General features: G+C 65.0%; 21 protein-coding genes and 1 tRNA gene. 8 read left to right on the forward strand and 14 right to left on the reverse strand.

The features are described 5' to 3' along the window. The first annotated feature begins 127 nt into the window (after window positions 1-127). Window positions 128-4,312: a GH92 family glycosyl hydrolase gene (locus tag LFM09_RS03395; protein ID WP_414094749.1), complete on the forward strand. Its 4,185-nt coding sequence runs from the start codon at window positions 128-130 to the stop codon at window positions 4,310-4,312. A 46-nt stretch (window positions 4,313-4,358) separates the two neighbouring features. On the opposite strand, the gene LFM09_RS03400 is transcribed toward LFM09_RS03395, so the two are convergent. Further along, window positions 4,359-5,045, reverse strand: a complete 687-nt coding sequence (locus LFM09_RS03400; protein ID WP_414094750.1) for a hemerythrin domain-containing protein — start codon at window positions 5,043-5,045, stop codon at window positions 4,359-4,361. Between the two features lie 128 nt (window positions 5,046-5,173). Between LFM09_RS03400 and LFM09_RS03405 the strand changes: the two genes are divergently transcribed. Then, window positions 5,174-5,803: a hypothetical protein gene (locus tag LFM09_RS03405; RefSeq protein ID WP_414094751.1), complete on the forward strand. Its 630-nt coding sequence runs from the start codon at window positions 5,174-5,176 to the stop codon at window positions 5,801-5,803. 271 nt (window positions 5,804-6,074) lie between these two features. On the opposite strand, the gene LFM09_RS03410 is transcribed toward LFM09_RS03405, so the two are convergent. Beyond that, on the reverse strand, window positions 6,075-6,983 hold the full coding sequence (locus tag LFM09_RS03410; RefSeq protein ID WP_414094752.1) for a cation diffusion facilitator family transporter: 909 nt from the start codon (window positions 6,981-6,983) through the stop codon (window positions 6,075-6,077). Window positions 6,984-7,159: 176 nt separating this feature from the next. Here LFM09_RS03410 and LFM09_RS03415 point away from each other — a divergent pair, with 176 nt between their 5' ends. From LFM09_RS03415 to LFM09_RS03425, 3 genes are all read left to right on the forward strand, one after another. Continuing rightward, window positions 7,160-7,375: a hypothetical protein gene (locus LFM09_RS03415; protein ID WP_414094753.1), complete on the forward strand. Its 216-nt coding sequence runs from the start codon at window positions 7,160-7,162 to the stop codon at window positions 7,373-7,375. After that, complete coding sequence (locus LFM09_RS03420) at window positions 7,375-7,860, forward strand: DUF6346 domain-containing protein (protein ID WP_414094754.1); 486 nt, start codon at window positions 7,375-7,377, stop codon at window positions 7,858-7,860. The genes LFM09_RS03415 and LFM09_RS03420 overlap by 1 nt, the downstream gene beginning before the upstream one ends. A gap of 82 nt (window positions 7,861-7,942) precedes the next feature. Continuing rightward, window positions 7,943-8,017, forward strand: a tRNA-Arg gene (locus LFM09_RS03425). Between the two features lie 178 nt (window positions 8,018-8,195). Here the strand turns inward: LFM09_RS03425 and LFM09_RS03430 are convergent. After that, entirely contained in the window at window positions 8,196-8,333 is a 138-nt protein-coding gene (locus LFM09_RS03430) for a hypothetical protein (protein WP_414094756.1), read from the reverse strand. 193 nt (window positions 8,334-8,526) lie between these two features. Then, entirely contained in the window at window positions 8,527-8,736 is a 210-nt protein-coding gene (locus LFM09_RS03435) for a hypothetical protein (RefSeq protein WP_414094757.1), read from the reverse strand. 128 nt (window positions 8,737-8,864) lie between these two features. Here LFM09_RS03435 and LFM09_RS03440 point away from each other — a divergent pair, with 128 nt between their 5' ends. Beyond that, the gene (locus LFM09_RS03440) at window positions 8,865-9,257 is read left to right on the forward strand and encodes a hypothetical protein (protein WP_414094758.1); all 393 of its coding nucleotides are present in this window, start codon (window positions 8,865-8,867) and stop codon (window positions 9,255-9,257) included. Window positions 9,258-9,271: 14 nt separating this feature from the next. On the opposite strand, the gene LFM09_RS03445 is transcribed toward LFM09_RS03440, so the two are convergent. The 8 genes from LFM09_RS03445 to LFM09_RS03480 all read right to left on the reverse strand — a co-directional run bounded on the left by LFM09_RS03445 (window position 9,272) and on the right by LFM09_RS03480 (window position 19,664). After that, a complete protein-coding gene (locus LFM09_RS03445) occupies window positions 9,272-10,000 on the reverse strand; it encodes a M48 family metallopeptidase (protein ID WP_414094759.1) in 729 nt (242 codons plus the stop codon). Next, window positions 9,997-13,401 carry a type I restriction endonuclease subunit R gene (locus tag LFM09_RS03450; protein WP_414094760.1) on the reverse strand — a complete coding sequence of 1,135 codons (3,405 nt, stop codon included), beginning with the start codon at window positions 13,399-13,401 and terminating at the stop codon, window positions 9,997-9,999. The genes LFM09_RS03445 and LFM09_RS03450 overlap by 4 nt, the downstream gene beginning before the upstream one ends. A gap of 20 nt (window positions 13,402-13,421) precedes the next feature. Further along, window positions 13,422-15,926, reverse strand: coding sequence for an N-6 DNA methylase (locus LFM09_RS03455; RefSeq protein ID WP_414094761.1), 2,505 nt, complete (start codon window positions 15,924-15,926; stop codon window positions 13,422-13,424). Between the two features lie 13 nt (window positions 15,927-15,939). Further along, on the reverse strand, window positions 15,940-16,620 hold the full coding sequence (locus LFM09_RS03460; RefSeq protein WP_414094762.1) for an RloB family protein: 681 nt from the start codon (window positions 16,618-16,620) through the stop codon (window positions 15,940-15,942). Next, window positions 16,617-17,888, reverse strand: a complete 1,272-nt coding sequence (locus tag LFM09_RS03465; protein ID WP_414094763.1) for an AAA family ATPase — start codon at window positions 17,886-17,888, stop codon at window positions 16,617-16,619. Before LFM09_RS03465 ends, LFM09_RS03460 begins: the two co-directional genes overlap by 4 nt. A gap of 238 nt (window positions 17,889-18,126) precedes the next feature. Beyond that, on the reverse strand, window positions 18,127-18,738 hold the full coding sequence (locus tag LFM09_RS03470; protein WP_414094764.1) for a restriction endonuclease subunit S: 612 nt from the start codon (window positions 18,736-18,738) through the stop codon (window positions 18,127-18,129). 195 nt (window positions 18,739-18,933) lie between these two features. Then, the gene (locus LFM09_RS03475) at window positions 18,934-19,320 is read right to left on the reverse strand and encodes a hypothetical protein (protein WP_414094765.1); all 387 of its coding nucleotides are present in this window, start codon (window positions 19,318-19,320) and stop codon (window positions 18,934-18,936) included. Beyond that, complete coding sequence (locus LFM09_RS03480) at window positions 19,317-19,664, reverse strand: hypothetical protein (RefSeq protein ID WP_414094766.1); 348 nt, start codon at window positions 19,662-19,664, stop codon at window positions 19,317-19,319. Before LFM09_RS03480 ends, LFM09_RS03475 begins: the two co-directional genes overlap by 4 nt. 129 nt (window positions 19,665-19,793) lie before the next feature. Here LFM09_RS03480 and LFM09_RS03485 point away from each other — a divergent pair, with 129 nt between their 5' ends. Both LFM09_RS03485 and LFM09_RS03490 read left to right on the forward strand, forming a co-directional pair. Beyond that, complete coding sequence (locus tag LFM09_RS03485) at window positions 19,794-20,654, forward strand: DUF5753 domain-containing protein (RefSeq protein ID WP_414094767.1); 861 nt, start codon at window positions 19,794-19,796, stop codon at window positions 20,652-20,654. A gap of 19 nt (window positions 20,655-20,673) precedes the next feature. Continuing rightward, window positions 20,674-20,880 carry a DUF397 domain-containing protein gene (locus tag LFM09_RS03490; RefSeq protein ID WP_414094768.1) on the forward strand — a complete coding sequence of 69 codons (207 nt, stop codon included), beginning with the start codon at window positions 20,674-20,676 and terminating at the stop codon, window positions 20,878-20,880. Here LFM09_RS03490 and LFM09_RS03495 read toward each other — a convergent pair. Continuing rightward, entirely contained in the window at window positions 20,877-21,839 is a 963-nt protein-coding gene (locus tag LFM09_RS03495) for a hypothetical protein (protein ID WP_414094769.1), read from the reverse strand. The two genes, LFM09_RS03490 and LFM09_RS03495, sit on opposite strands and share 4 nt — an antisense overlap. Window positions 21,840-21,895: 56 nt before the next feature. After that, window positions 21,896-26,032 carry a hypothetical protein gene (locus LFM09_RS03500; protein WP_414094770.1) on the reverse strand — a complete coding sequence of 1,379 codons (4,137 nt, stop codon included), beginning with the start codon at window positions 26,030-26,032 and terminating at the stop codon, window positions 21,896-21,898. Window positions 26,033-26,047 lie beyond the last annotated feature (15 nt).

Consider the following 26,047-nt stretch of genomic DNA (forward strand, 5'->3'; position numbering starts at 1 on the left):
GGCTGGTCCCTTGACAACGATGTCACGTGCAGAAACGCTCCCACGCAAATGGGGCAGGTAAGGCGGCGGAAGGGTTGCAATGAGGCACCTGCGCAAGAGACGAACAACAACCCTGTTGAGCGTTGCGATGACTGCGACACTGGTGTGCGGCGTCACCAACGGCTACGCGGCCGCCGCACCAGAGGAGCAAGGCGTGGGCTTTTCGTCGTCCTTTGAGGACGGTCAACCCCAACCGACGTGGGCGAACACCGTCGAGACCGACGCGGCCGGCAACCCGAAGGCGTCCGGCGTGATCGGCTCGGACGGCTCCGGCATCCCCGGCAACGTCTCCGAGCAGATCCGGAAGGTGACGGCCAACGGCGAGTTCGCGGACGCGGGCGAGGTGAAGGAGAACCTCGTCGACGGCACCTCGAACACCAAGTGGCTGGTCTTCACCAACACCGCCTGGGCGGCATTCGAGTTCCCCGCGGCCCAGAAGGTCGTCAGGTACGCGCTCTCCTCGGCCAACGACGCCCCGGAGCGCGACCCGAAGAACTGGACTCTGCAGGGCTCGGCCAACGGCACGGACTGGACGGTCGTCGACACCCGCACCGGCGAGACGTTCGCCGAGCGCTTCCAGACCAAGGTCTACGAGCTCGCGGCGCCGGTGTCGTACCAGTACTACAAGCTCGACATCACGCTGAACAACGGCGCCTCGAACATCGTGCAGCTCGCCGAGGTGCAGTTCTCCAACGGCGAGACCACGTCCCCTGCGCCGAACATGCGCAGTGTCGTCGGCAACGGCCCCACTGGCGGTTACACGTCCAAGGCGCGCGTCGGATGGACGGGTGTCAAGGCGTTCCGCGCCCAGGGCAAGCACACCGCTGAGGGACGCGCCTACAGCTACAACAAGGTCTTCGACGTCGACGTCAAGGTCGGGCCGCAGACCGAGCTGTCCTACATGGTCTTCCCGGACTTCGTGACCGACAACCTGAACTACCCGAGCACGTACTCGGCGGTGGACCTGGCGTTCTCCGACGGCACGTACCTGAGCGACCTCAAGGCGGTGGACCAGCACGGCGCCGTGCTGTCGCCGCAGGGCCAGGGCGCGGGCAAGTTCTTGTACGCCAACCAGTGGAACAAGGTGGCGTCGACGATCGGCGCGGTCGCGGCCGGCAAGACGATCAAGCGGATCCTGGTGGCCTACGACGGTCCCAAGGGCCCGACGGAGTTCGGTGCCTGGTTCGACGACATCCGCATCGGCGACGTCGTCAAGAAGCAGTACGCGAAGCCGTCGGACTACGTGCTGACCACGCGCGGCACGAACTCGAACGGCTCGTTCTCGCGGGGCAACAACTTCCCGGCGACCGCGGTGCCGCACGGCTTCAACTTCTGGACCCCGATGACCAACGCGGGTTCGCAGAGCTGGCTGTACGAGTACCAGCAGCGCAACAACGCGCAGAACCTGCCGACGCTGCAGGCGTTCACCGCGTCGCACGAGCCGAGCCCGTGGATGGGTGACCGCCAGACGTTCCAGGTCATGCCGTCGGACAAGGCGCCGACGCAGGACCGCGCGCTGCGGTCGCTGCCGTTCAAGCACGACAACGAGATCGCGAAGGCGCACTACTACGGCGTGACCTTCGAGAACGGCATGAAGACCGAGATCGCGCCGACGGACCACGCGGCGGTGTTCCGGTTCACGTTCGCCGATTCCGGTGAGAAGAACCTGGTCTTCGACAACGTGAACAACCTCGGTGGTCTCACCCTCGACGCCGCTTCCGGTGTCGTCACGGGCTTCTCGGACGTCAAGAGCGGCCTGTCCACGGGTGCGACGCGCCTGTTCGTCTACGGCAAGGTCGACAAGCCTGTGACGGCGAGCGGCCGTTTGACGGGCGCCGGTCGTGACGCGGTCGGTGGCTACTTCTCGTTCGCGGACAAGACCGTTCAGCTGAAGATCGCGACCTCGTTGATCTCGGTGGACCAGGCGAAGTCGAACCTCGACCAGGAGATCTCGGGCTCCGACTCGTTCGACGCGGTGCGCGACCGTGCGCAGGCGGCGTGGGACAAGGTGCTCGGCATCATCACCGTCGAGGGCGCGTCCGAAGAGCAGCTGATCACGCTGTACTCCAACATGTACCGGCTCTACCTGTACCCGAACTCGGGTTACGAGAAGGTCGGCGACAAGATCCAGTACGCGTCCCCGGTGTCGCCGGCGGTCGGTGAGAACACGCCCACTCGCACGGGCGCGAAGATCGTCGACGGCAAGATCTACGTCAACAACGGCTTCTGGGACACCTACCGCACGACGTGGCCCGCCTACTCGTTGTTCACGCCGTCCAAGGCCGGCGAGATGGCCGAGGGCTTCGTCCAGCAGTACAAGGACGGCGGCTGGATCTCGCGCTGGTCCTCCCCCGGTTATGCCGACCTGATGACCGGCACGAGCTCCGACGTGGCGTTCGCGGACGCGTACTTGAAGGGCGTCAGCAACTTCGACATCAAGGCGGCATACGACGCCGCGGTGAAGAACGCGTCCGTCGTGCCGCCGAGCAACAACGTCGGCCGCAAGGGCATGGACCGGTCGATCTTCCTCGGCTGGACCGGCAACGACCAGCTGCACGAGGCGTGGTCGTGGGCGATCGAGGGCTACCTCAACGACTTCGGCATCGCGTCGATGGCGAAGGCGCTGCACGAGAAGACGGGCGAGAAGCGGTACGCGGAGGAGCACGAGTACTTCCTCAACCGCGCCCAGAACTACGTGCTGACGTTCGACGAGCGGATCGGCTTCTTCCAGGGCCGCAACGTCGACGGCTCGTGGCGCGTCGAGGACCCCGCGAAGTACAACCCGCAGGACTGGCGCTACGACTACACCGAGACGAACGGCTGGAACATGGCGTTCACGGTGCCGCACGACGGGCAGGGTCTCGCGAACCTGTACGGCGGGCGGGACAAGCTGGCGCAGAAGCTCGACTCGTTCTTCACCCTGCCGGAGACCGCGAAGTTCCCCGGCGGCTACGGCGGCGTGATCCACGAGATGATCGAGGCGCGGGACGTGCGGATGGGCCAGTACGGCCACTCCAACCAGCCCTCGCACCACATCGCCTACATGTACAACTACGCGGGCAAGCCGGCGCGGACCGCGGAGAAGGTGCGCGAGATCCTGTCGCGCCTGTACGTGGGTTCCGAGCAGGGCCAGGGCTACGCCGGTGACGAGGACAACGGCGAGATGTCCGCGTGGCACCTGTTCTCGTCGCTGGGCTTCTACCCGTTGCAGATGGGCAAGCCGGCCTACGCGATCGGTTCGCCGCTGTTCACCAAGGCCACGGTCCAGCTGGAGAACGGCAAGAAGCTCGTCATCAACGCGCCCAAGAACAGCGCGAAGAACATCTACGTGCAGGGCGTGAAGGTCAACGGCAAGGCGTGGAACAAGACGTCGCTGCCGCACGACGTGCTCGCGGCCGGTGCGACGATCGACTTCGACATGGGCCCGGCGCCGTCGGCGTGGGGCACGGGCGCTCAGGACGTGCCGGACTCGATCACCAGCGGTGACGCGGTTCCGACGCCTCTGCGTGACGTCTCCAGCGGTGTGTCCACAGGTGCGTTGGTGGACAACAACTCCGGCACGTCGGCGGTGGTCCGCTCGTTCGACTTCAAGGCGGCCGACGCCAAGGAGAAGGCGGAGTTCTACACGCTGACCAACGCGAAGACGGGCACGTCGCCGTCGTCGTGGGAGCTGAAGGCCTCCTACGACGGCAAGACGTGGGCGACGGTCGACAAGCGCTCCGGCGAGCAGTTCCAGTGGCAGCAGTACACCCGGTCGTTCAAGATCGCCTCGCCGGGCCGCTACAACTTCTACCGCCTGGAGTTCTCGCAGGACGTCGCACTGGCGGAGTTCGAGCTGATGTCGAAGCCGCTGCCGAAGCCCGCCACCACGGTGACCGGCAACGTCAACGGTCCACTGCAGGTCAAGGGTGTGACCTATGTGGACGGTGCCACGATCAACGGTCCCGTGACCGTTGCGCGCGGTGCGACGCTGTACGTCTTCGGTGGCGAGATCAAGGGCCCGATCTCGGCCGCGGACGCCGGTTCCGTAGTGCTGATCGGGACCAAGGTCGGCGGCCCGATCACGGTGCACGGTTCCGCCACCGAGGTCGCTCTCGAGAACGCCTCGGTCGGTGGTCCGGTGTCGCTGACGTCGAACAAGACCAGGTCGGTCGTGGCGTTCTCGACGGTGGGCGGGCCGTTGTCCTGCACGGGCAACAACCCGGAGCCGGTCAACAACGGGTTCCCGAACGACGTGAAGGGACCGAAGGCCGGGCAGTGCACCGGTCTGTAGTTTGAACTGAAGAGGGGCCGCGTTCCTGTGGGAGCGCGGCTCTTTTCTATGCGGCGATCTCGCGTCGGCGAACCTTGGCGCGCTGGTGGATTCCGGCGCCGACGAGCTTGTGGAGCAGGCGGACCGGAGCCGGCAGCAGGCGCAGGAACCCCGCCCGCTCCTGAGGCGTGGTCTCCTGCAGGATCATCCCGATCGTGTCGAAACCCTTGGCGCCCTTGGGCATGCTGCTCGCGCCGTTGCGTCCCAGCGCGTCCCACTCGGCCTGCGTGATGTACACCGAGACCAGCGGGAGCACCTTGCTCTCCTCCTCGCCCAGGTGCTCGATCAACGGACCGGACATGCCTTCGAGGACATCGGCGAGCTCATCGCGGGTGGCCGCGTCGGCTCGCTGCCTCCACTGCGGCAGCAGCTCATCGATCTGCTCGAGGGCCTTGCCGACCACGTCGTGCTGCTTCTCCATGCGCTGGACGAGCTCGCTGTCCAGGCCGCCCACGCGTTCCAGCAGCCGTGGCCAGAGCATCTCGTCCTCGCCCACGTGGTGGTGGTGCAACAGACCGGCCATCATCTCGACGAAGTCCGCCACGTACCGCACGTTGCCGTGATCGCTCGGAGCCACGCCCCGGACCAGGGCGGGCATCTGCGCGAACTCGCGCTTGAACCACCTGTGGATCACGACCATCTCCCAGGTGTCCACTGTCTCCCCGGTGGTGCGGGGCTGTCCTGCGGCGTCCATGGCTGGGGACGGTAAGCCGGTGCTCCGAACCCTGCCAGCGGAACGCCGATTCCGTCCCGTTTCCACGCCCGGTGGACCTCTTTGGCAGATTTCCGGTGATCAAGGCGGGTGAGCGGGACACTTCCGTCATGAAGTGGTGGCCCTGGACGTTGGTTGCGGGGGCGGTCGCGCTGGTCAGCGGCGGCATGCTGCACCCGGAGGAAGATCCGTCGCTGACCGGGCACGCCGCCGAGGCAGCCTGGATCGGCGACCCGCTGTGGGTGCCCTCCCACAGCCTGATCCTGCTGAGCTCGATCCTGTTCGCTCTCGGTCTGACCGGGTTGCTGCGCGACAAGCCTTTGCCCGCCGCGGCCCGTCGTGCGGGCTGGATCGCGGTGGCCGGCGCTGTGCTCTGCGTGGTCGAGAACGTGCCGCACCTCGTGGCGCACTTCGAGAGCGACGCGGCGGCCGCCGGCCACTCCACGCCGTTCCTGAACACGCACCAGGTGCTGGCACTGCTGGCGTTCCCGGTCTTCGGGCTCTCGGTCGCCGCGCTGGCCGTGCTCGGCAAGCTGACCAACCCGTTGTTCACGGTCGGCGCGGTGGTCGGCGGGATCGCGTGGAGCCTGGGCCCGTGGGCCGTGGGACCGCTGGGCCTGGAGCAGCTCGACGTGTTGTTCATCATCGGAATGCTCATGGCGCTGTGGTTCGCCGCGGTCGGTGTCGGCGGCCTGACGCGCGCGAAGGGACCGAAGGCAGGACAACCCACTGGGCTGTAACGACCAGCGGGCCGTACATCGATGTCGTTTGCACCGAAAAGGCCGCGTTCCGTCACGGAACGCGGCCTTTTCCGTTCACCTGAAAGGATCTATCCCGTTCGGACATACTTCGATGGGATCTTGGCAATTCATGTGGCGGGTGATCGGGGAGGCTGTTGTGGTGCCGTTCGAACGAGGCCGCGTCTGGGTGGCCGTGCCACAACCGCGCAGCCCGCTTCCGTCACGAACCGGAACGCCGTCCACTAAGGACGAGATCCGCGACCTGCCGGGCTCACCACGAAAGCTCCCGGCACCGCTGCGCTGACGACCCGCCCTCGACCTGCAACGTGGCGTGCTCGATGTGGTACTTGGTCGCCAGCAACAACTGCGCCGCCTTGAGCACGTTCTCGTGATCAGCGTCCTCAGCGGTCGTGAGATGCGCCGAAGCCACCTCCATGCCACTGGTGAGCGTCCACACGTGCAGGTCGTGCGCCTCGGTGACCCCAGGCAGCTCAGTGAGCGCCTTCCGCATCTCCGTCACGTCAAGCCGCTCCGGCGCGTGCTGGAACAGGATGTGCAACGCGTTCTTGGCCAGCCCGTACGTCCGCGGCAACACCCACACGCCGATCATCACACCCATGATCGGGTCCGCGTACTTCCAGCCGGTGGTGATCGTGATCAGCGCGGAGATCAGCACACCCACCGAGCCGATGAGGTCAGCCAGCACCTCCAGGTACGCACCCTTGACGTTGATGCTGTCCTTGGCGCCTTCCTTGAGCACGCTGAAGCTGACGAGGTTGGCCGCGAGCCCCAGCGTCGCCGCGATGAGCACCGGCCACCCTGGCACCGCCGGCGGGTCCTGGAACCGCCCGACCGCCTCGTAGATGACATAGCCAGCCACACCGAACAGCAGCACCGCGTTGGCCAGCGCCGCCAGCACCTCGGCGCGGTAGAACCCGAACGTCCGGTTCTTCCCGGCCTTGGCCCTGCGCGCCACCATGATCGCGGCCAGCGCCATCCCGACGCCCAGCACGTCCGTGAGCATGTGCGCGGCGTCGGAGATCAGCGCCAACGACCCGGTCGCGAACCCCACGACGAACTCGACCACCATGAACACCGCGCCGATGCCGAACGCGATCCACAGCTTGCCGGCGTGCTGCCCGCTCGCGGACGCCGATCCGTGTCCATGCCCGTGACCCATGGCTGGGAACATATAGCGATATGCGCATGAGTGCAATCGTCGGTATTCCTGACCAGCGGCGAAGGTGACCAGCGCCACGTTCGACGCCCGATCAGCGCCTGTCTCGTTCGCCTGCGTGGAGCAACGCCGTTCGCTACCCTCCGGTTACGTTCAGTCAGCAAGGCGACCTGGGACGCGTGTCCGATCCAGATCAACTGCTCAAGCACTTCGCCGACATGATGAAGGACGCGGGCGCGGGCGCGAAGAAGGTCATCGTCGACGGCGTCACCGGCCTCCCCAAGGACATCGGCCCCAAACTGGGCGAGGAGTTCGCCAAGGAGGGCGCCAAGATCGTGGACAACGGCGGCTGGAAGTCGTGGCGCGAACTGAAGGAAGAGGAAGAAAAGGGCTGATGAAGGTACTTCACCGGATCTTCGCCTTCCTGCTCGTTCCCGCACTCGGCTACCTGCTCGGCGCCACGATCTTCAACCACTTCTGGGACGAGGTCGAACCCGGCGACCTGGCGAACGCGCCGTACATCGCGACCGCGAAGTCCTGCGAGCGCCACGGCCCGGTCACCCTGCGCGGATTCGGCTACTACTACCGGTGTCAGACCCAAGCCAGGGACAAGGCGGACGGCTCAGTCGGCACGTGGGCGGTGACCGGCTGGCTGGAGCCTTCGGACATCGGCAAGGAGTACGCCGCCAACACCGCGAAACGCGGCAGGGACCTGCACCCGCAGGCACGGCCGCAGAGCCAGGTCGTCATGGGCTGGTTGTTCACGCTCGTCTTCGCGATCGTCTTCATCATCGCGTTCGCCAAGATCGCCGGACCTGCACTGCCCGAGGGCCGACGCGGGCGCCGGATGCCCAAGCGGTACGAGCCGCCGACGACGTGACGGGGACCACGCTTCACCGCTTGGTGGGGGTCGGCGTCAAACGGGGTCGCCTGCGTGCGCTAGGATCTTCCACATAGCTACGGCCCCCGTAGCTCAGGGGATAGAGCACCGCCCTCCGGAGGCGGGTGCGCAGGTTCGAATCCTGCCGGGGGCACCAGCCAAAACGCCCGTTGAGCAGCGCAAACTCGCTCGACGGGTGTTTTGCTATGTCCGGCTGTGATCCGACCAAAACCGGCCATTGGCGGGCGCGTGCCGATGGTGTGCCGACGAAATCCAGCCGATTTCCCAGCTCGAACGCTGTCCTCAGACCCGGCTGTGCCGACGAAGCAACAGACTCAGGCGCCGCCGAGCGCCGCCTCGATGAAGCCCTCGTCGATTTCTGCGAACACGTGCCGGTAGATCCTGAACAGGATCTCCAGCGAGTGGCCGGCCTGCGCGCAGGTCCACGCTCCCCACCGACCATCGTGTCCCACGGTCTACCTGGCGTCGCAGCGGTCCGCCGGTACCACAACTGGATCCCGCTGCGGCAGCCTCGGCCACGACGGCAACCGCGATTGGTAAGTGATCAAAGTCCGCTTCACCCTCGCTGTGCTCTTCAAGTACCCAGGCACGCTTGGGCTGTTCGATCCGAGAGACGTCGACCCGGTCGGCGCGTGTGACGACTGATCAGAGAAGCCGAAGCTTGCTCAGCACGTGAAGCGCCGACCTCGTTGCGGCGACGAAGGCGCCCCCACCGACCACCAGTACGAAGACCATCCCAGCGCCGCTCACCGCGACGAGGATGCCCACGATCATCGCCACGACCACGGCAGCGAGCACGGCAAGCGCGACAAGCAGGGCTCGGTAGCCGCTCGGACTGACAGGCCGCTTCGCCATGAACTCATGTCCCTTCCGTGGACTCCACGTTGAGCGGACCGAACACCCGGAGGCGGCAACCGGTCACGTTGCGGACACCGTACACCTAGAGCTACCCTCTCCACACCATCTCAGCCCGAGGAGGATTTTTGAAACTCATCGAGGTCGCCGATCGGGACCACGAACGTGTCACGCTGCTCGCACGGGCTTGGCAGGCGACCGAAGGCGAAGTCGTGCGGCGCCTGCTCGACGAGTTCGCCAAGCCCAGCCACACGACATCCTCCGACGGCAAGGCACTCGACGGCGTATCAGTCTATGCCGACTATGAGGGCAACCACATCGAAGCGGTCTACTACCCGTCAACCAAGCGCATGGACATCACGAGCGGTGCGCTCAGCGGGCGCTCATACAAGAGCCCGAGCGGCGCAGCTATCGGAGTGGTTCAAGCGCACAACCCGAACGTGCATCCCAACCGCAACGGGTGGTCGTTCTGGTTCCTTGCCGAGAATGGCCAAGCGCTTCAGACCATCAGGAACCGCTAGCGAAACATAGCATTCTAGAGATCTCGTACGGTGCCCATCCACGCTCGACGGCCTTCCTCCCCCAACCTCGCCTCCAGGGCGGCGGCCTCAGGCAACGCGATCATCAGTCGACGTCGAAACTCTTCGTCGTGGCGCGGCACGACCAGGTGGACCAGCTCGTGCACCACCACCAGGTCCAGCAAGTCCGGCGGCAGCTGAATCGTCGCCCAGTGGAAGGCAACCGAGCCGTCACGAGTACGCAGTCCCCAACGGGTCGCGAGATCGCGAACAACCACGTGCGGTGGCTCGACGCCGACACGACCGGCCCACGATCGCACCCGTTCCGTCAGCCAGGCCTGCCCGCGGGTCCGATACCACTCAATGATCTCGGGGCCGCCCGCCTCGCTGCTCAGCTGCAACCAGCCTCCTCGCAGCCTCACAGGTGTTGCCGGCGCTGCGACCCGGAGCAGGCGGTAGTGCCGCCCCAGGTAGGTGAATCCCTCGCCGTCCACCAGTTCCTTGGCCGGATGATCCGCGGCCAGTTCGGCGCGGCGCCGGATCGCCCTGGCAAGCCACAAGCGACGATCCTGCAGGGCGTTGGTCAGCTCGTCAGGGGTGATTCGCGTCGGCACTGCGATCACAATCGTCCCGTCGGGCAGCACATCCAGCCCCAGTGTGCGGCGTCGAGGCCGAACCTCCACCCGCCATGGCCAGTGGCCTGGCAAGCCTGCCTCGCGAACCGCCGCGTTCAACACCTGGGTCACTGTCGCGGCCGATCCACCAGCCGCAAGAAGCGTTCACGGTTACTCGTGGCCAAGTCGACCAACTTGTCCGCGATGTGCTGAGCATCCGATGGAGCCAGGCGAGTTTCCACTACGAGAGTGTTGATCAACCGCTTGCGCGCGGTGTCCCGCACGTGACCGTTGTAGAGGAAGTGCGGCCGCAACACCTCGGCACTGATCTGCAGTGCCAACCCACGTGCGGCCGTGAAGACGTCGACTTGAGCGAGACCCGGCTTCCGATTGGCGACTGCCTCCTCGAGAAGACTGTAGATCGGCTTCTCCGTCCAACGGTCAAGTCCCAGCTCGGTCGTGGCCTCTTCCTCGGCCAACGTCTGCGCTCGCAACCCGACGAGTTCCAGGTAGGTCTGGCCGAAGTCGTGGTCCTGCTCCATCTGCTGGAGGATCTCGTCGAGCCGTTCGCTCAGCCGTCGGTAAGTATGAGGGTCGGAAGCCATCCGAGTGCTGATGTGCTCCCTCATCGCGTGCTTCATCTCCAGCGCGCGAGCCCGGTCGTCGGGAAGCGCGTCAACCTTCTCAGCGAAGTCGGCCGCGGTGATCTCCACCGGAGGAATGCGCTGAATGATGCCTTCCGCACGGATGTGCGCATCGATGAGTTGCCGGATCTTGGCGCCGTACCGGTACGGGCTGAAGTGTGTACGAGCATCCCGGTAGCGCCGGCGCGCCAGGTACTGAACTATGCCGAGGTTGCGCGCAATCCCTTGGTACTTCAAGGCTTCCGGGCGAGGAAGCACCGCGTTCAGCGCGGTCAGGAACGACTTGGTGACATCGTCGAACTCTGCCCGCAACTCGGGATCATCCAGCCGCGCCAGCAAGTCCTCGCGCTCTGCCGACGTGCCCAGAGCACGAATGCCGTATTGAGCAAGGAAGTTCGTCACCCTGTTGTGCTGGAGCTGCAGCTCCGGCACAACCGCTTCGTCCAACGGCATCATCAGCGAACGGGAGTCGGCGTCACCGACGACTTCGTCCAGATGATCGGTGTCGTACTCGTTGAGAGCCCGCACCAGATCGGCCGAGATGCCGACGTAGTCGACGATGAGACCGAACGACTTGTGCTTGCGGGGCCGGTTCGGCCTGGCGATCGCCTGCAACAGCTCAGCGCTCTTGCGGATGGGCCGGTCCACGAACAGGATCTGCTCGACCGGCGCGTCGAAACCCGTCAACAGCATGGACTTCACCACGATGAAGGCGATCGGGTCGACGGTGGGTACCGCAGTCGCAGGAACGGTCTCGGGTTCACTGCCTGTGATGTTCCGGCGCCACGGTTCGCCGCCACCGCGCTGGATCGGATGCGAGTGGTGCAGGGCGCCGATATGGGTCTCCCAGTTCTGATCCGGTTCCAGCTCCGCGACATCGCCGAGGCCGTCCTTGAAGCGCGTGATGTACTCGCGGTGCCGGTCCGAGCTCGTCCATTCCTCCCACTCGGAGTCCTCCGTGGTGCTCCCCTTCGAGATCACCGCAACGGTGGTGATCCGCGTCAGCAGCTCACGGTGCTCAGCAGCTTCGAGAAGTGTCTGCGTGTGCTCGTCGGCGTCTTCCCACGCCATCGGGTCATGCAGAACAGCCGGGCCAAGATCGTCGACGTCGGCGAGCAGTCGCTCGCGTGCCTCCAGGAGGGCATGGCGGTAGCGGACTGCCGCCTTGCGGGACACTGCGACAACCTGGGCGGAAAACCGATCAGGCAAGGCGTGGCGCACCCAGTAGCGGAGCATGTCGTCCGCTTTCGCGCGGATGAGCGCGGCGGCTTCCAGGACCTCACGATGCCTGGCGAACTGATGGACGAGCTTCTCCCGATCCGCGTCGTCCACCGGCACAGACGCCATGAAACCCGCGTCCAGGACAGCCCGGTCGATCACCGCACCGGGGATCTCCCGAGACTCGTAGCGAATCGGAACGACAGCGCGGTCCTCCTCCGCGTCCTTCAACGCGTACACGTCGAGGAACGGGCCGAAGATCTCGCGCGTGGTCTTCCTGTCCCCCTTGAGGATCGGCGTACCGGTAAACCCGATGAGCACCGCGTTCGGCAGGTTCCGACGCAACCTCGCGTGCTGATACGACGAGTGTGACCGGTGTGCCTCGTCGACGAGGACGACGATCGCGTCGCTGTCGTTCAGCGACGGAGCGTCGACCTGCTTCACGCCGGACTCGTCGACTTCGTCGTCTTCGTCCTCGTTGCGGGACTTCTGGATGGTCACCAGCACCAGGTCTGGCGTCTGGCTGGCGAGATGCCGGTGAGCGTCGACAACGGACTTCGCGCGCCGTGGCGTCTCTCCTGTGGTGCCAAGGCTCTTCAGAATCTGCTCTTCCAGGTCGAGCCGGTCAGTGACGACCACGACCTTGAAATCGCGCAGATTGTCATGCTGTCGTAGGGCTCGCACGAGGAAGGCCATCGTGAGGCTCTTGCCGGAGCCCTGCGTGTGCCAGGTGACGCCACCACGGTGATCGGGGGTACCCGTGGCGGCAAAGTCGCGCTTGCGTTCGAGTAGCCGGCGAACCATGCTGCGGACCGCACGAAGCTGTTGCCAGCGAGCCACGATCTTCACCTGACGGCCGCTGACGACCTGACCGACGGTGAAGTCGCGAATCAGCTCGAGAAGAGTCGCTGGTCGCAGCATCTCGCCTGCGAGGATCTCCTGGCTGTGGAGCGGCTGTCCCTCCGGCTTGCCGATCTCAGTTCGGATGGTCTGCTCGATGTCGGGCTCGACCGACCGCCACGCGGCGAAGTACTCGGGCGGTGAAGTGATAGTGCCGTATTGCGCTGTCTCGCGATCTGTCGCGATGAGCAGCTGAGCGAACCTCTGCAGATCCGGCGCGTCGCTCACATAGCGCTGCAGCTGGGCAATGGCTTCGTCGACCGCGGTCGGTCCCGGATCCTTGCACTCGATCACCGCGAACGGCAGACCGTTCACGAACAGCACGAGGTCAGGAACGACGTAGGGATGACGCCCTTCGAACGTGTCGATCCTGAACTGCGACACGACAAGCAGTTCGTTGCGCTCGGGGTTCTCCCAGTCGACCAGCTTGACCGGTTGGCGCACGCCGTCATCCCAGTCCGGGAGTCCTTCGACGGTGAGAGTCGAACCCGTCAGCAACTCGGTGAAGGCGATGTTGCCCTGCACGCCGTGTTCCGGATCGCGGATGGCCCGGTTGACGATCGAGGTGAGCCGGTCCTCATCGAGCCAGGGCTGACCGTCCGGCCCCAGGTTGATCGCCTGGACCGCATCGCGGAAGCGGTCCAGCAGGATCACGTCGCTGTAGGTCTGCCGCCCCTCACCTGGGCCGGCGAACGGCAAATGGGTCCACCCCATCGCCTTCAGCTGGTCGATCAGGGGCCGTTCGACCTCGTCCCGTTCCGGGTGCCGCATCCGTCACACTTTAGTCTTGATCATGCGTAACCCAGCTGAGTGAGGTACTCGGCGAGCTTGCGTGTCGCGGCGTCACGTTCGGCCTCCAGCTGTGACAGCGGCACGCGGTACTTGTCACTCCAACGGTTGAACGTGGCGACGAGCTCAGCACGCCCGGCGGCGACATACCTGTCGAGTCGACGCGCGAGGTCACGTTCGAACACCTGCAGCACGATCTCGGTGACGGTGCCTTCGACCGGCGCTCGCTGCGCTGCCAGCTTCAGCTGTTCCTTGAACAGCTTCTCCAGCTTGGTGCGCTTGGACCGGGCGGCGGTGGCGACCTTCTTGAGCCGAGCCACCTCTTCCGGGGTCACCTCGGACTCCTCGGTGTCGTCCGCTTCTTCCTCGTCACTGCCGTCGAGCGCGGCCTTGGCAGCCTTGTGCGCGGCATCGGCTTCGGCGTATTCGGCCTCCGCCTTCTCCAGCTCCGCAAGGAAGTCCGGCAGCAGGTAGGGAACGACAGGATGATCGAGGGCCTTGCGTCGCTCAACTGCGGTCGGCTGCTTGAGTTTGCCGTTCGGCTGTTCGACCGGTTCGAGCATGGCTTCGATGGTGTCGACCCAGCCGTCCAGCACGCGCTCGAACCCGCCGGCGGCAAGCGCCTTGAGATCGTGGCGGTTGTCCATCCACCACCCTGCGACGATGCCCGCGGTGGTGAACTCGTCCAGTACTCCCAGTGGAACAAGCGCGCCGGTGAAGCCGCTGAGCAGGTCGGCGCGGAGGAGCATCAGCTTCCTGTGCTCCGGCAGTTCGACGACAAGCTTGGCTTCCTTGTCCCACCACTGCTGATAAGCGGTTCGAAGGTCACTTTCACGCTGTGCGGCGAGCTGGGTGATCCGCTCCGCTGTGACCTTCGCGTCCTCAGGCAGGAAATCGTAGTAGTCCGGATCGGCGGGCTCCCGCTCGGAGAACAACACCTGCGCCTCGACGCCGAACGCGGAGAAGAGATCGCTCTTTGCTTCGACTTCGGCCTTGGGCATGCCGCCGTGCAGGTGCGCCCGCACGTCCTGTGGCTCAGGAGGCGGTGCGTTGTCGACATAGCGACGGATGTTCAGGTTGGCCTCTTCGGCCAGCAACTCGTCGACCGACACGACACGCGAGTAGCCGGGGATCTCCTGCCAGTCCCGGAACGTGCTGACGATCTTCTCCGTGTGCTCCGGTCCCAGTTCATTCTGTGCACGACCGCTCGTGTACTCGCGATCGGCGTTGATGAACAGAACCTTCTTCTGCCTGCGAGGGTCCGTTTTGCCCCCTGGGCTACGCAACACCAGCACACAGGCGGGAATCCCGGTGCCGTAGAAGAGGTTGGGGCCGAGGCCGATGATCGCCTCGATGACGTCCGAGCGAAGCATCTTCTCGCGAATCGTGCGCTCTGCTCCGCCGCGGAACAGGACACCGTGCGGCATCACGGTCGCGGCGATGCCGTTCTGGGTCAGCACGGCGACCATGTGCTGGACGAACATCAGGTCGGCCTTCTTGCCGGTCTCCGGCGCCCACCCGAACATCATCCGGTCGGCGAACTTCACGTCCTCGGTCCGGTAGTTCAGCGAGAACGGCGGGTTGGACAGAACCTTCCGGAACCGCCTCAGTTTGTCGCCGTCGCGATGCAACGGTTCTTCGAGCGTGTCGCCATTGCGGAGGTCGGCATCGCGCGCCCCGTGGAGAAGAAGGTTCATCTTCGCCATCGCCCAGGAGGTGCCGCTCTTCTCCTGGCCGTAGAGAGCGAGCTGTTCGACGTCGCCGCCGTGTTCCTCGACGTGCTCCTTGGCGAGCAAGAGCATTCCACCCGAGCCCGCACACGGGTCGTAGACACTGTCGCCCGGTTGCGGGTCGACCAGGCGCACCATCATCCGCACCACCGAGCGTGGGGTGTAGAACTCGCCGCCCTTCTTGCCCGCGGAGTCGGCGAACTCGGCGATCAGGTACTCGTAGGCCGCGCCGAGCATGTCCGGGAACTCGAAGTCGACGTCACGGAGGCGGTACCGGTCGAAGTGGTGGATCAGGTCGACCAGCTCACGGTTGGTGAGCTTCGTCTGACCGGTCTCCCGGCTGAACTGGATGTGCCGGAGCACGCCGCGCAGGCTGGCACCGTTGTGGCTCTCGAGGTTGGCGATCGCCTTGTCGAGCTCTGTGGCGACCGTGTCCCCAACCGTGAGCTGGTTCAATCCCCTCGGCGGATCCAGATCCTTGTGACTGCGAAGGTGCGGTCCCTTCCACCAGCGGGCGTGCGGCGGCACGTAGATGTGTTCCGCGTACGCGTCGGAGTTGTTCGCCCAGGCCAGCGACTGTTCGACATCGTGGTCGGTGCGCTCCATCATCAGGTCGTAGACGCGCTGCCACTCGGGCTGGAACTCGTCCGAGCACCGCTTCAGGAACAGCATCCCGAAGATGAAGTCCTTGTACTCGGAGGCGTCCATCTTGCCGCGGAGGATGTCCGCCGCGGTGAAGAGATGCCGTTCCAGCTGGGAGAGGGTCAGCTTTGCCACGTGCGAACCTTACTCAGGCGTCGATGATCTTCAGTGAGACGAGTAGCTGCCACACTTCGGTGCAGGGATCCCGCCTCAGCGGCGGGCAACGGTCGTCGTGTCCAGTGTCATGAGAGCACGTCGTAGTGGGGCAATCGTTTGCCAGCTTCTTCGCATTGCGCGTGGCTGCCTCGTGCTTGTTCCGGAGCGCCTCGACGCGTTCGTTCCTGACGCTCTTGTCGCCCCGGATGTCGAACGTCTCGAACCCAGGCTGCCTGCGCAGCTGCTCGTGCACGATCGCGCTGGATCCGCTCTGCTGCCCCGAGTTGAACCCGGTGAAGTGCAGGAGCAGCCACAAGTCGAACGAGGGGCTGGAGTAGGCAAGGTTGACGTTCTTCGCGCCGGCCTTGTCGAACGCTTGCGGGATGCCCTCGTGCTGATCGCGGTCGAACATCGCCCAGAGCTCGTCGCGCCGCGGATCCTCGGCCTGAGCGAGCACGTGCTCGACGGCCTCAAGAGGCTTCATCCCGTTCCGCTTGGCCAGAACGTGCAGCGTGATCCGCTTCGAGTCGAGCAGATCCTTCTTGAGGTAGGTGAGGTAGTCGACCTCGGTGCGTTCTCCCTCGACCGCGACATAGATGACGCGATGCTCGCGAGAAGCGCCCTTGGTCTTGTGCAGTGGCTTGTCCGCGTTCGGATTGCTGCGCCTGCTCACACGCCCCCCGACACGAGTTCCGTCACCTCGCGGGCCAGCTCACCGGCCGTCACCCGCGGCACGCCACCGTAGCGCCCGCGCAGGTAGCCGAGTTCCAGGTTGTCAGTGGTCCGCGGGCCGGCGTCGGTGAGCGGATAGAGCTCGGTCTCGCCGGTGTTGCGCTTTGTCGTGATCCACACCTGGTCGCGACTCAGCGGCCGCCCGACCACGCCCTTACCCAAGAGCGTCGCGTCGTGAGTCGTGAACAACAACTGAGCGCCGTTCGGGTTCGCTTCTGGATCTTGGAAGAGCCTGACGACCTCGGCGGCCAGAACTGGATGCAGGCTGGAGTCGAGTTCGTCGGCCAGCAACACCGAACCTCGTTCCAGCATCTCCAGCACCGGGCCGAGGAAAGCGAACCAGGCGTGCGTGCCGAGCGATTCCTGTTTGCGGAAATCGAGCGGGAGCGGCTTACCGCGTCCGGTGCGATGCAGCAGCTTGACCTGATGGTCCTTCGGCAGTGATGCATCGACTTCCAATCCGACGATGCCCAGATCAGCGACTCGCAGCAGCGACTCCACCCGCTTGCGGTAGTCGTCTCCACGACCCGGATCGACCAGCCGCTCCCTGGTGTAGTCGCTTCGCTGCGCAATGCCAGCATCGTCCGACCCCACCACCCAGAAGTTGTTCGAGAACCACCGATGGAGCTGACGCAGCTGCTTGTTGTTGAAGCTCGCTCCAACGGTGAGGAAGAGGGCGTTCGGCCGGGCAAGTTCGACCAGCTTCTTGGCTCCCCGCAAGTTCTCGTTGGGGAAGCGGAACTCCTCGCCGCCGGCTCGGTCGGCTTCCCGGTCGAACCACACCTGCTTGTGGCCGCCAGGGTAGGCGTGTAGCCACTCGGCTTCGACGCGCTCGTCGGACAGCTCGAAGCCGTAGGTGTAGCGGACCTTGCTCTGCCCCAGCAGAAGGTCTACCTCGAACAGCGTGTTCTCGCGCCGGCACGCGGGATCGAGTGCGAACGGGTCCCGCGGCACGCCGTCATCTCGCGCCCAGTCCGCCACCGAGTCGCGCACGGCTGCGCGCATCGCCACGAGCGCGCTGAGCAGGTTGGACTTGCCGGAGGCGTTGGCGCCGAAGATCCCGACCGCGGGGATGACACCGATCTCCTTGCCTCCCGACTCGACCCCGGTGTGCCGGACGATCTCGTCGTCGACGTCCGAGGCCACGAACGACAGCTCGTGCTCGTCACGGAGCGAGCGGTAGTTGGCGACACGGAACCTTAGGAGCACGGTTCACCTCCTCCACCCGCGTTCGGGCCGTCTTTTACAGTGTCTCACGTCGAAAGCTTGCAGAACAGGCCCGAAAACCCTGCATCTGCCCTGGTCACACCATAGACCGGATAGGCTCCGCGCAGGTAGCCACAACCCGAACGTGTGCACCGCGCCACCCCCGGCGACGTAGTACGGCCACAACGACAGAAGCTCCAGCACGGGATGACAGGCGTACCCCAACTGCGTCCTTGCTACTTCACGCGGACCCAGTCAACAGATCGTCGACCATCGCCGCCTTAATCCTTCGAAGTTTAGCCACTTCGAATTCCATCGATCGGACCGATTCGTCAACCAATGTCAGAGCGTCTACAATTCTGTCCTGCTCATCAATTTCCGGTATTGCAATCTTTATCCCCATAACTGTTTCGGAACTGATTTTTACCATACTCTCGGACGTGCCCGACGCGAGCGCTTGAATCTGCCGCCTACACCGCGCCGACCTAAGTAGCAGCTCAAGAAACTCCGGCCGCACCACACTATCGACCTGGAGGCGCATCATCAGATCTGGATATATACATGGATGCCCGATATCGAAATACCGCCCCACCATGCCCACGAGCACCCTCGTGTTAGCGCGACTAATCAAGAGATCGCCGTCAGCAAGGATGGCACGCTCGACGAACGGGTCGCCGGATGGCGCATACTTAAGCTGTACCGGATTGAATCCTTCGTCAGTTAGGCAACCCAACCCCAGCATATATACGCCAGAAAACGAATCCGACGGTTTAGGACTGTACCCATTTTTGGGTCGCTCCACCAGCACTTCCCCTACAGTGGTCTCATTCCAGCTCGATGGGCACTCGAACACACCCCAACTCCTATCGCTCAATCGAATTCTTTCGGATCCATCGATCAACCCGCAGTCATCGAAACGATAACAGACCGAGTATTTCAACAACAGGCCAGGCCAGTCGAGAAGGGTAGATGGAATCGATCCCGCCCCACTCTGCCTCGCACGCCTGGCCGCAAGTGCTTCATATCAGAACAAGACGACCGACAATGGTCACAGGAAGCGGTGCACGCCTGACGAGCCAGCGAGGTCGGCGCCGGTCAGTGAGTCGAGCAACCGGTGCAGAGGTCTCCGTTGCACCACGACTGCGCCCGCCGAGACGAGGCAACCCGCCAGGCTCAGCCCGACCGCGACGCGAGGCCAGCCGACGGTCAGGGCGAGGAACGCCGAGAGGCCGAAGCCGAACACGAACCAGAGCAGGCCGGTCGCGCGCGAGGCGGCGTGTGCGGCACGGTAGTAGGTCGAGCTCTCCTCGATCAGCCGGTCATGACCAGCCTCTCGCTCGACGGGTGCGATTCCGCCGATTACGGCGGCTCCCTGCTCGATCAGGTACGCAACGCTGAGCACCTCGTCGTGGCGTGCGTGCTTCGGTTCGGTCATCTCGTCTCCGGTGTCCACAGCTGACTTGGTGCGGCGATGCGGAGTCTCGGCGCCTTCGGGGCGCCATGTGGTGGCAGTGTCCGGAGTTCGCCGATCGCGTCCGCGAGCGAACCTGTGAAATGCCAGAGCACCCACCGGAGTCCTCCGCGCTGCGCGTTCAGCCAGTCCTCGGTCAGCAGGCGCGCCACGATCACTTCCTTCTCCGAGCGGATGCAGATCGTCTCGGTGACCTCGCCGCCTTCGCGTACTCCGAAGAGCGGCGCATCCTCGTTGCCGCGCAAAGGGAAGATCCAGCCACCATCTTGAGCGAGTGCGGCCAGTTCCGTGAGTCCTCCGCTCGGCATGCAACCAGAACTACCATCGGAAGCAACCTTGCTGGAAGCTTCCATCCTAACTCCATCCTATTGGGCGATGCCCACGATTGGCAGGTTGGCGGCAAACTGTCCTCGACTGCTCCACAAGGAGGAAGACCGTTGGCCGTCTCAGGCAAGGCCCTGCATCGCCGCAGGCTCGCGAGGACGCTTCGCGCCTGGCGGAATGAGGCAAACCTGTCGATCGAGAGCGTTGCCGAGGCGCTGTTCTGCGGCATGGGAACGGTGCACCGCATGGAGAGCGGCGAGAGCGCCGAACCGCTCCGAGTGAAGGCCGCACTTGAGCTCTATGGCGCGCCGCAGGGCCTGATCACTGAGATGGTGTTGCTGGCCAAGGAGAAGCGGCGGCGCGGCACACCACCCAAGCCGTACTACGACCTGGTGGCCAGGACGTTCGCCGAGTACCTCGATCTTGAGGAGGAAGCCGACCTTCTCCAGGTTGTCGAAGGTGATGTCGTGAACGGCCTCCTGCAGACCAAGGAGTACGCGCATGCCCTCATCTCCGGCGGGGATCCTTATGTGGAGCCGGCAGAGGTCGGGCGCTACCTCGAACTGCGAATGGCCCGGCAGGAGAGGCTGACCAGCGAGAATCCGCTGCAGCTTCAGGTGGTCCTCGGTGAAGCCGCACTGCACTGCGAAGTAGGCGGCAGGGCCGTGCTCAAACGCCAGCTCGACCACCTTCTGGCGGTTCACCACGACCTTCCGAATGTCGATCTTCGCGTGTTGCCCTGGTCCGCAGGAGCCCACCCGGCATCAGGTAGGCACTTCATCACGCTGCGATTCCCCGGAAGCACCGAGGCAGAGATGATCTTCTCCGAGAACGTCTCGTTCTTTGTGCTCCAGGACGACGAGCCCGAAGTTCAGAGGTTTCAACTCGCCTATGATCGGGTGTGGGCGAAAGCCCTCGGCCGCACCGGCACAGCGAAGCTGATCCGCCGGGTCGCGGCCGAGCTCAGCACATAACGATCAAGTGGAGGGTGGCATGGCCACAGCCCATGATCCACTCAGCCTGACCTGGCGCAAGAGCACGTACACCCAAGCCAATGGTGAGTGTGTTGAGCTGGGCGGGAACGGCGTGCATCTGCTGGCAGTTCGGGACAGCAAGGACCCGATCGGCCCAGCTCTGCGAGTTGGACCGGGCGCGCTGACCTCGTTCGTCGGGGCAATCAAGCGCGGGACGTACGACTAGAGGAGCGGGGCGGTCGAGGAGACCGCCCTGTTCTGCAGGTAGGCCAGGCCAACGGCCTCCTGAGCCAGCCGGCGGCCGGATGCAAGCAGGGCACGGACCGGCTCTCGCTGGGGCAGGTCGAGCCACTCGACAAGAGGCCCAGCAACACTCTCCGACAACGCGGGCTGGCCTGGTTGCGGTTGCCCTACCTCGAACAGGGCGTCGTAGAGCGGGGTAGCTGGCTGTACAGGCGGAAGGCCTGACAGCACCGCCAGACGGGAAGCGTTGGCGGGGATGCGCAGTCCGTCGCGATCGAGATCGCCGAAGTAGAGGATCTCGCGCACGTCGGGGCTGATCGACAGCACAGACGCCTCAAAGCCACCACCGGCACCCCAGCCGACGGAGCCGATGCGACCCGGTCGGTCGGTCAGCACGCGGACGAGTGAGTCGAAGGTGTCGCTGTTCTCCACGACCAGCAGGACATCGCCGACGCCGACGCGCTCGGTGTACAGCCGTGGCACCGCCCGCCGAGCCCGGAGAAGGTCGAGCGACAGGCGACCTTCTGCAAACAGGCTCGTCGCCAGCTTGCCGTCCAGTGCCTTCTCGTCACCCAGGATCTCCAGCGAGCGCTCGCGCAGTGGCACGACGAGGTCGCCTCGGCTGCGGAAGAGCCACCGGTTGACCTTGACCAGCAGCTGCTCCTGATCAGCTGTCAGGCGTGCCGACGCGGCCCAGGCCAGCTTGGGATGCCACATGACGGCCGTGGACTTGCGCGTCGGCGCTGCGACGGCTGGCCGGGTGACGAAGCGAGGCAACGGTGGGTTCGCGGTCCTGTCGTACGAGCGCGACGACGGCAGCTCGACCAGGCCGAGCGAAGCCAGCTCGTCGAGCGTGTCGGCCAGCAGGCGCCTTCGGCCGGAGCTGCCGCTGCTCGACGGATCAGCGGCATCGAGCACCTGCCAAAGCTCCTCCAGCGTCACGCGACGCCGAGGCCAATCTGCCAGCGCCGAGGAGACCCGTTCCGCCCGTGGCGACATCATGGCTGAGCCGGACGGGTGAAGAGCCGGGTCGCGCTGAGGCGGCCGCTGCCGTCGTGCTCGCCGAGTTCCTCCAACGGCCGGCTCACGGCGGAGTCCATCGACAGGTACTTCATGCCCTTCCTCAGGTCGGCGTCGTTGCGCAGCCGGACGATCAGCGGGAACACGCTGAGTGCGTCCGTGTCGAACAGGCCGGTTGTGTAGATCAGCTGTACGCCGAGCGCCGCGGCAACCTTCAGCTGCAGTTCCAGTAGGTAGCCCGCGGAGGCCCTGCCGATGGGGTTGTCGAGGAACAGCACACCGGAGTGTCGTTGTCTGCTGTGGCCGCGGTCGTTGGCGCGCAGCGCGGCCATCGTGCAGTAAAGAATGATCGCGGCGGTCAGCTGCTGGCCTCCGGAGAACACATCCCGGATCTCCGACACGCGCATCCGTTCGGTCCTCAGGACCGCATCGGGCTTGAGCATCTCGACTCGCACGCCCTTGGGCATGGCCGCCTTGACGCCTTGCAACAGGAGCGTGAGTCCGTCCCGCTTCTTGTTCTGTCCATCCTTTTCGGACGCTTCGTCGACCACGTCACCTAGCCGATCGACCAGGACGTTCTCCTCCACGTCCTCGAACTTGATGCGCAGGAACTCCTGCCCCGACCAGTCACCGAGGTGCTCGGGCAGCCGGGACAGGCGCTGCGCGGAGCGCAGTGTGCCGAGGGCAGTTTCCACCATTCCCTTCAGCCGCGCGACGATGCCGGCGCGATGAATGTCGATCTGCGCCAGATCGTCGTTGAGCGTGCGCAACCGCGGTCGCAGCGCCCGTTCCCACTCCTCGGCGTACTGAGGAAGCTGGTCGGGGCCGACGGCCAGCAGCTGCCGCCGGACATGACTGTCGACCTTGTCGAACTCCGGGCGCGCCGCATAGCGCGCAAGCTCGCTGGCAGCCGCACGCACCGCTCCATCAGCTTCTGCGCAGAGGTCGCTCGCGTCCTTCAGCGCGTTTCGCAGAGCGACGTGGCGTGCCCTCGCGGTTTCGACGGTCCCGACGAACGCGGGCGTCGTCTCGTCTGGGAACTCTGGGGACAAATCCGCCAGGGACTCCTCCAGACTGCCGAACCATTGGGCGGCCTCAGATGCGGCGCTGACCTTCTCGTCGAGCGCGGCCCGCTTGTCGCGAAGCTCGCTGTACTCGGCGACAGCCACGTCCCGGTGCTCGGACGCCTCGGAGATCAACTGCTCGCCGTGCGCGATGTCTCTGGGACGACCGTATGGATCGAGCGAGCGGTCTTGAGGCTTGAGCTGCTTGAACTCCGTGCGCAACGAGCCGACCTGGGCGACCGCGGCGCTGTGTTCGGCGCCGAGCTGGTCGACGGCGCGCTTCGCTCGTTCGGTTGCCGCCGCTCTTGCGGGCGCGTCGGCTCCGTCTGGTCCGCCAAGGAACTCTGCGATGAGGACGCGTTCGGGCTCTGGCAGCTCCTCGACGGCCTCGCGTGCGTTGGATACTTCCGTCTTGGCGTGCTCCAGCTCCGTCAAGAGGTCGTTGCCGACTCGAACCTGATCGTAGGCGGCCTCAGCGGACCTGAAGGTCTGTCGCAGGACTTCGACCGGTTCCGCGGGTACCGGATCAGCGTCGGTGACCGCGCCCCCACCGGGAACCTGGCCGAACTCAGTGCGGCAGGTTCGTGCGGTTCGCCGATGGTCGTCAGCGGTCCGCACATGTTCGGCGGACTTCTCCCGCAAGGTCTGAGCCCGACCTGCGGCATCTGCGGCAAGCTGCCGCGCCTCGTCCGCGAGATGACCAGCGGAGACTGCCTGATCCGTCCAGCCTGGAATCAGTTCGACCTGATTCGCGAGCCGGGCAAGCAGGTCCGCGCGCTCGCGGGTATCGGTCTCGTTCTGCCGCAGTTGTGGCAGCGCTTCCCGCAGGTCGCTCTCTTCCGACTCGATCAGCTCGGCTGCCTTCTGGGCGGCCTCGTACAGCTGGTCCTTCTCCTCGAAAGTGTTCGAGGCAATGCCCCTCGCCTCGATAAGCTCGTTGAGGCGGCCCGGTGGATAGTCGTGTTGCCACGCCCGTACGAGGTTCAACAGCAGTCGGTCGTTGTCGAGCTGCGTCGCCAGACTCTTGAGACGTTCGTTGCGAGCTGCGTGGTTCGCCTGTATCGCTTCGCGTTCGGCTTCGGCAGCCTCGTCGTCGTACATCGCGGGGTTCGGCGGCACCAGGAAGGCGACACCAGGCGGTTCTGCCACATCCAGTTCCAGCATCGCGGCCGTGTCCCCGACCGGGACTACGGACCGAGGAAACAGCCGCGCTTCAACGAGGACACGTTCGGCCTTCGGAAGATGATCAGCGCTGTTGAGCAGCACACCGCTGATCAGATGGGGAAGTCTCGCCAGCGCTTCCGTTCGCTCCGCGACCTCCAGGTTCGACAGGTAACGCCAGCCCGAATACGCGGGTATGCCGCAGCCCTCCAGGACTTCCAGCGCTCGCGTGACATCGCCGGGTGGGGGCAGGAGACCACCTTTGCCAAGCTCGTCGAGGACGCGTTCGTCATCGACGTTCTCGCCTCGCAGGATCACCTGCTCTGTTTCCGCGCTGCGGATCGCATCGTCCAGTTGTTCGCTCGCGGCTTGTGCGTCGGTGTCGAGCGCGATGCTCTCGGCACCCAACAGCTCGATGAGCCGCTCGTCACCAGTCAGACGCAGGGCCTTCTTCTGCGCTTCCTCAACTCTGCCAACGGCTTCCTTCATCGACCGCTGAGCATCGCCTCGAACACGTTCTGCTGCACGCACATCGCCGATGGCGCGCTTGTGCTCCTGCCGCAGCGAGTTGAGCTTTTCGTGCGCCTCGGTGACCTCCAGCTTCGCGCCCAAGGCGCTCTGCCTGGCCATCTCGGCGTCAACAGATACATCCGCGTCTGCGGCAAGCACACCGGCCTGGACCTGGTCCTCGACCTCCCGCCGCACCTGCGCGACTTTGTTCTCAGCCTCGCGCTTCGCTGCGAGCCGGCGCTGTTCCTCGGCGATCGCCTCGTTGTGTTCCTCTTGAGCCTTGTCTGCTCCGGTCTTGGCAGACGCGGCAAGGCTGTCGTGTCGGGCGGCATCGGCATCCGCTGCGACGGCAAGCGCCAGGAGTGCCCTGGCCAGCCGCTTGGCGGCGGTGTCCTTCGCCTGCAACGCGGGTCTGGCCAGCTCCTCTTTCTCCCCTACGATCTCCTCAAGTGTGGCCGTCTTGTCCAGCGCCACACGGAAGCGCAGCTCGATCGGCGTATCACGCCACGCGGTCCAGCGCAGATTGGCCTTCTCAAGTTCTTCCTTGAGATCGGACATCACCCGTTCCGCGTCGGCGAGCCGCAGTTCGGCTACGAGCCGCCGTAGCTCGTACACAACGGACTGGAGCCGATCCTGTTCCAGGTTTGCTTTCTGCTCGGCGTCCTTGATCTCGGAATGGTGCGTTCGCAGCACTGCCAGCAGGTCGACTTCATGAACGTGCCGAGCAGACACCTCGGTCGCGAACCGCTCGCCACCGCTCCTCTCTTTCTGAGCGATGGCACGTGCGGTCTCGGCTTCGGATTCCAGCACCGCCAACGGCCCCAGCTTGTCCAGGGCACCGGCTACGAAGTCACGTTCGGCCTGCAGACCAGTCCGTTGGGACAGCCGTGTTGCATAGTTGCCGAGTACCTCGGCCAGACCGCGTGGATCGTCCTCGACTGTCACCGCCTTGAGCAGGAAGTCGACGAAGTCCTGGTCGGTCTTGAAGTTGAACGCGTCCGCCGCCTCACCCTCGCCTGCGTTCATGGCCCGCTGGTACCTGAACAGCTCGGGATCGAGTCCGAGGTCGATCAGATGGCTCGTCCAGTCCGACTGGTGTTTCTCCCAGGCGAACTGCAGCTGAGGTTGCGCACGACTGGCCTCGTTGAGCCGATCCTGAAATCCGGTGAGGGTGACGAGCCGACCGTCGTGCGCCAACGGAAGTGACTCCAGATCCAGCGACTCCGTCGGCCGGAACGAATACCAGCGGTCGATGAGCTTGGTGGAATCGGACGACACCGCGTGCCCGCGCCACTCAGACACCTTGCCGGTGATGACTCGCTGTCCGGTAACGGAGTGCTGCCACTCGAGCGCGACATGGGCGACGTCCTTGGCCGCCACGAAGTTCTCCAGCAC

This window comes from Lentzea alba (assembly GCF_047445655.1).
GTDB lineage: Bacteria > Actinomycetota > Actinomycetes > Mycobacteriales > Pseudonocardiaceae > Lentzea > Lentzea alba_A.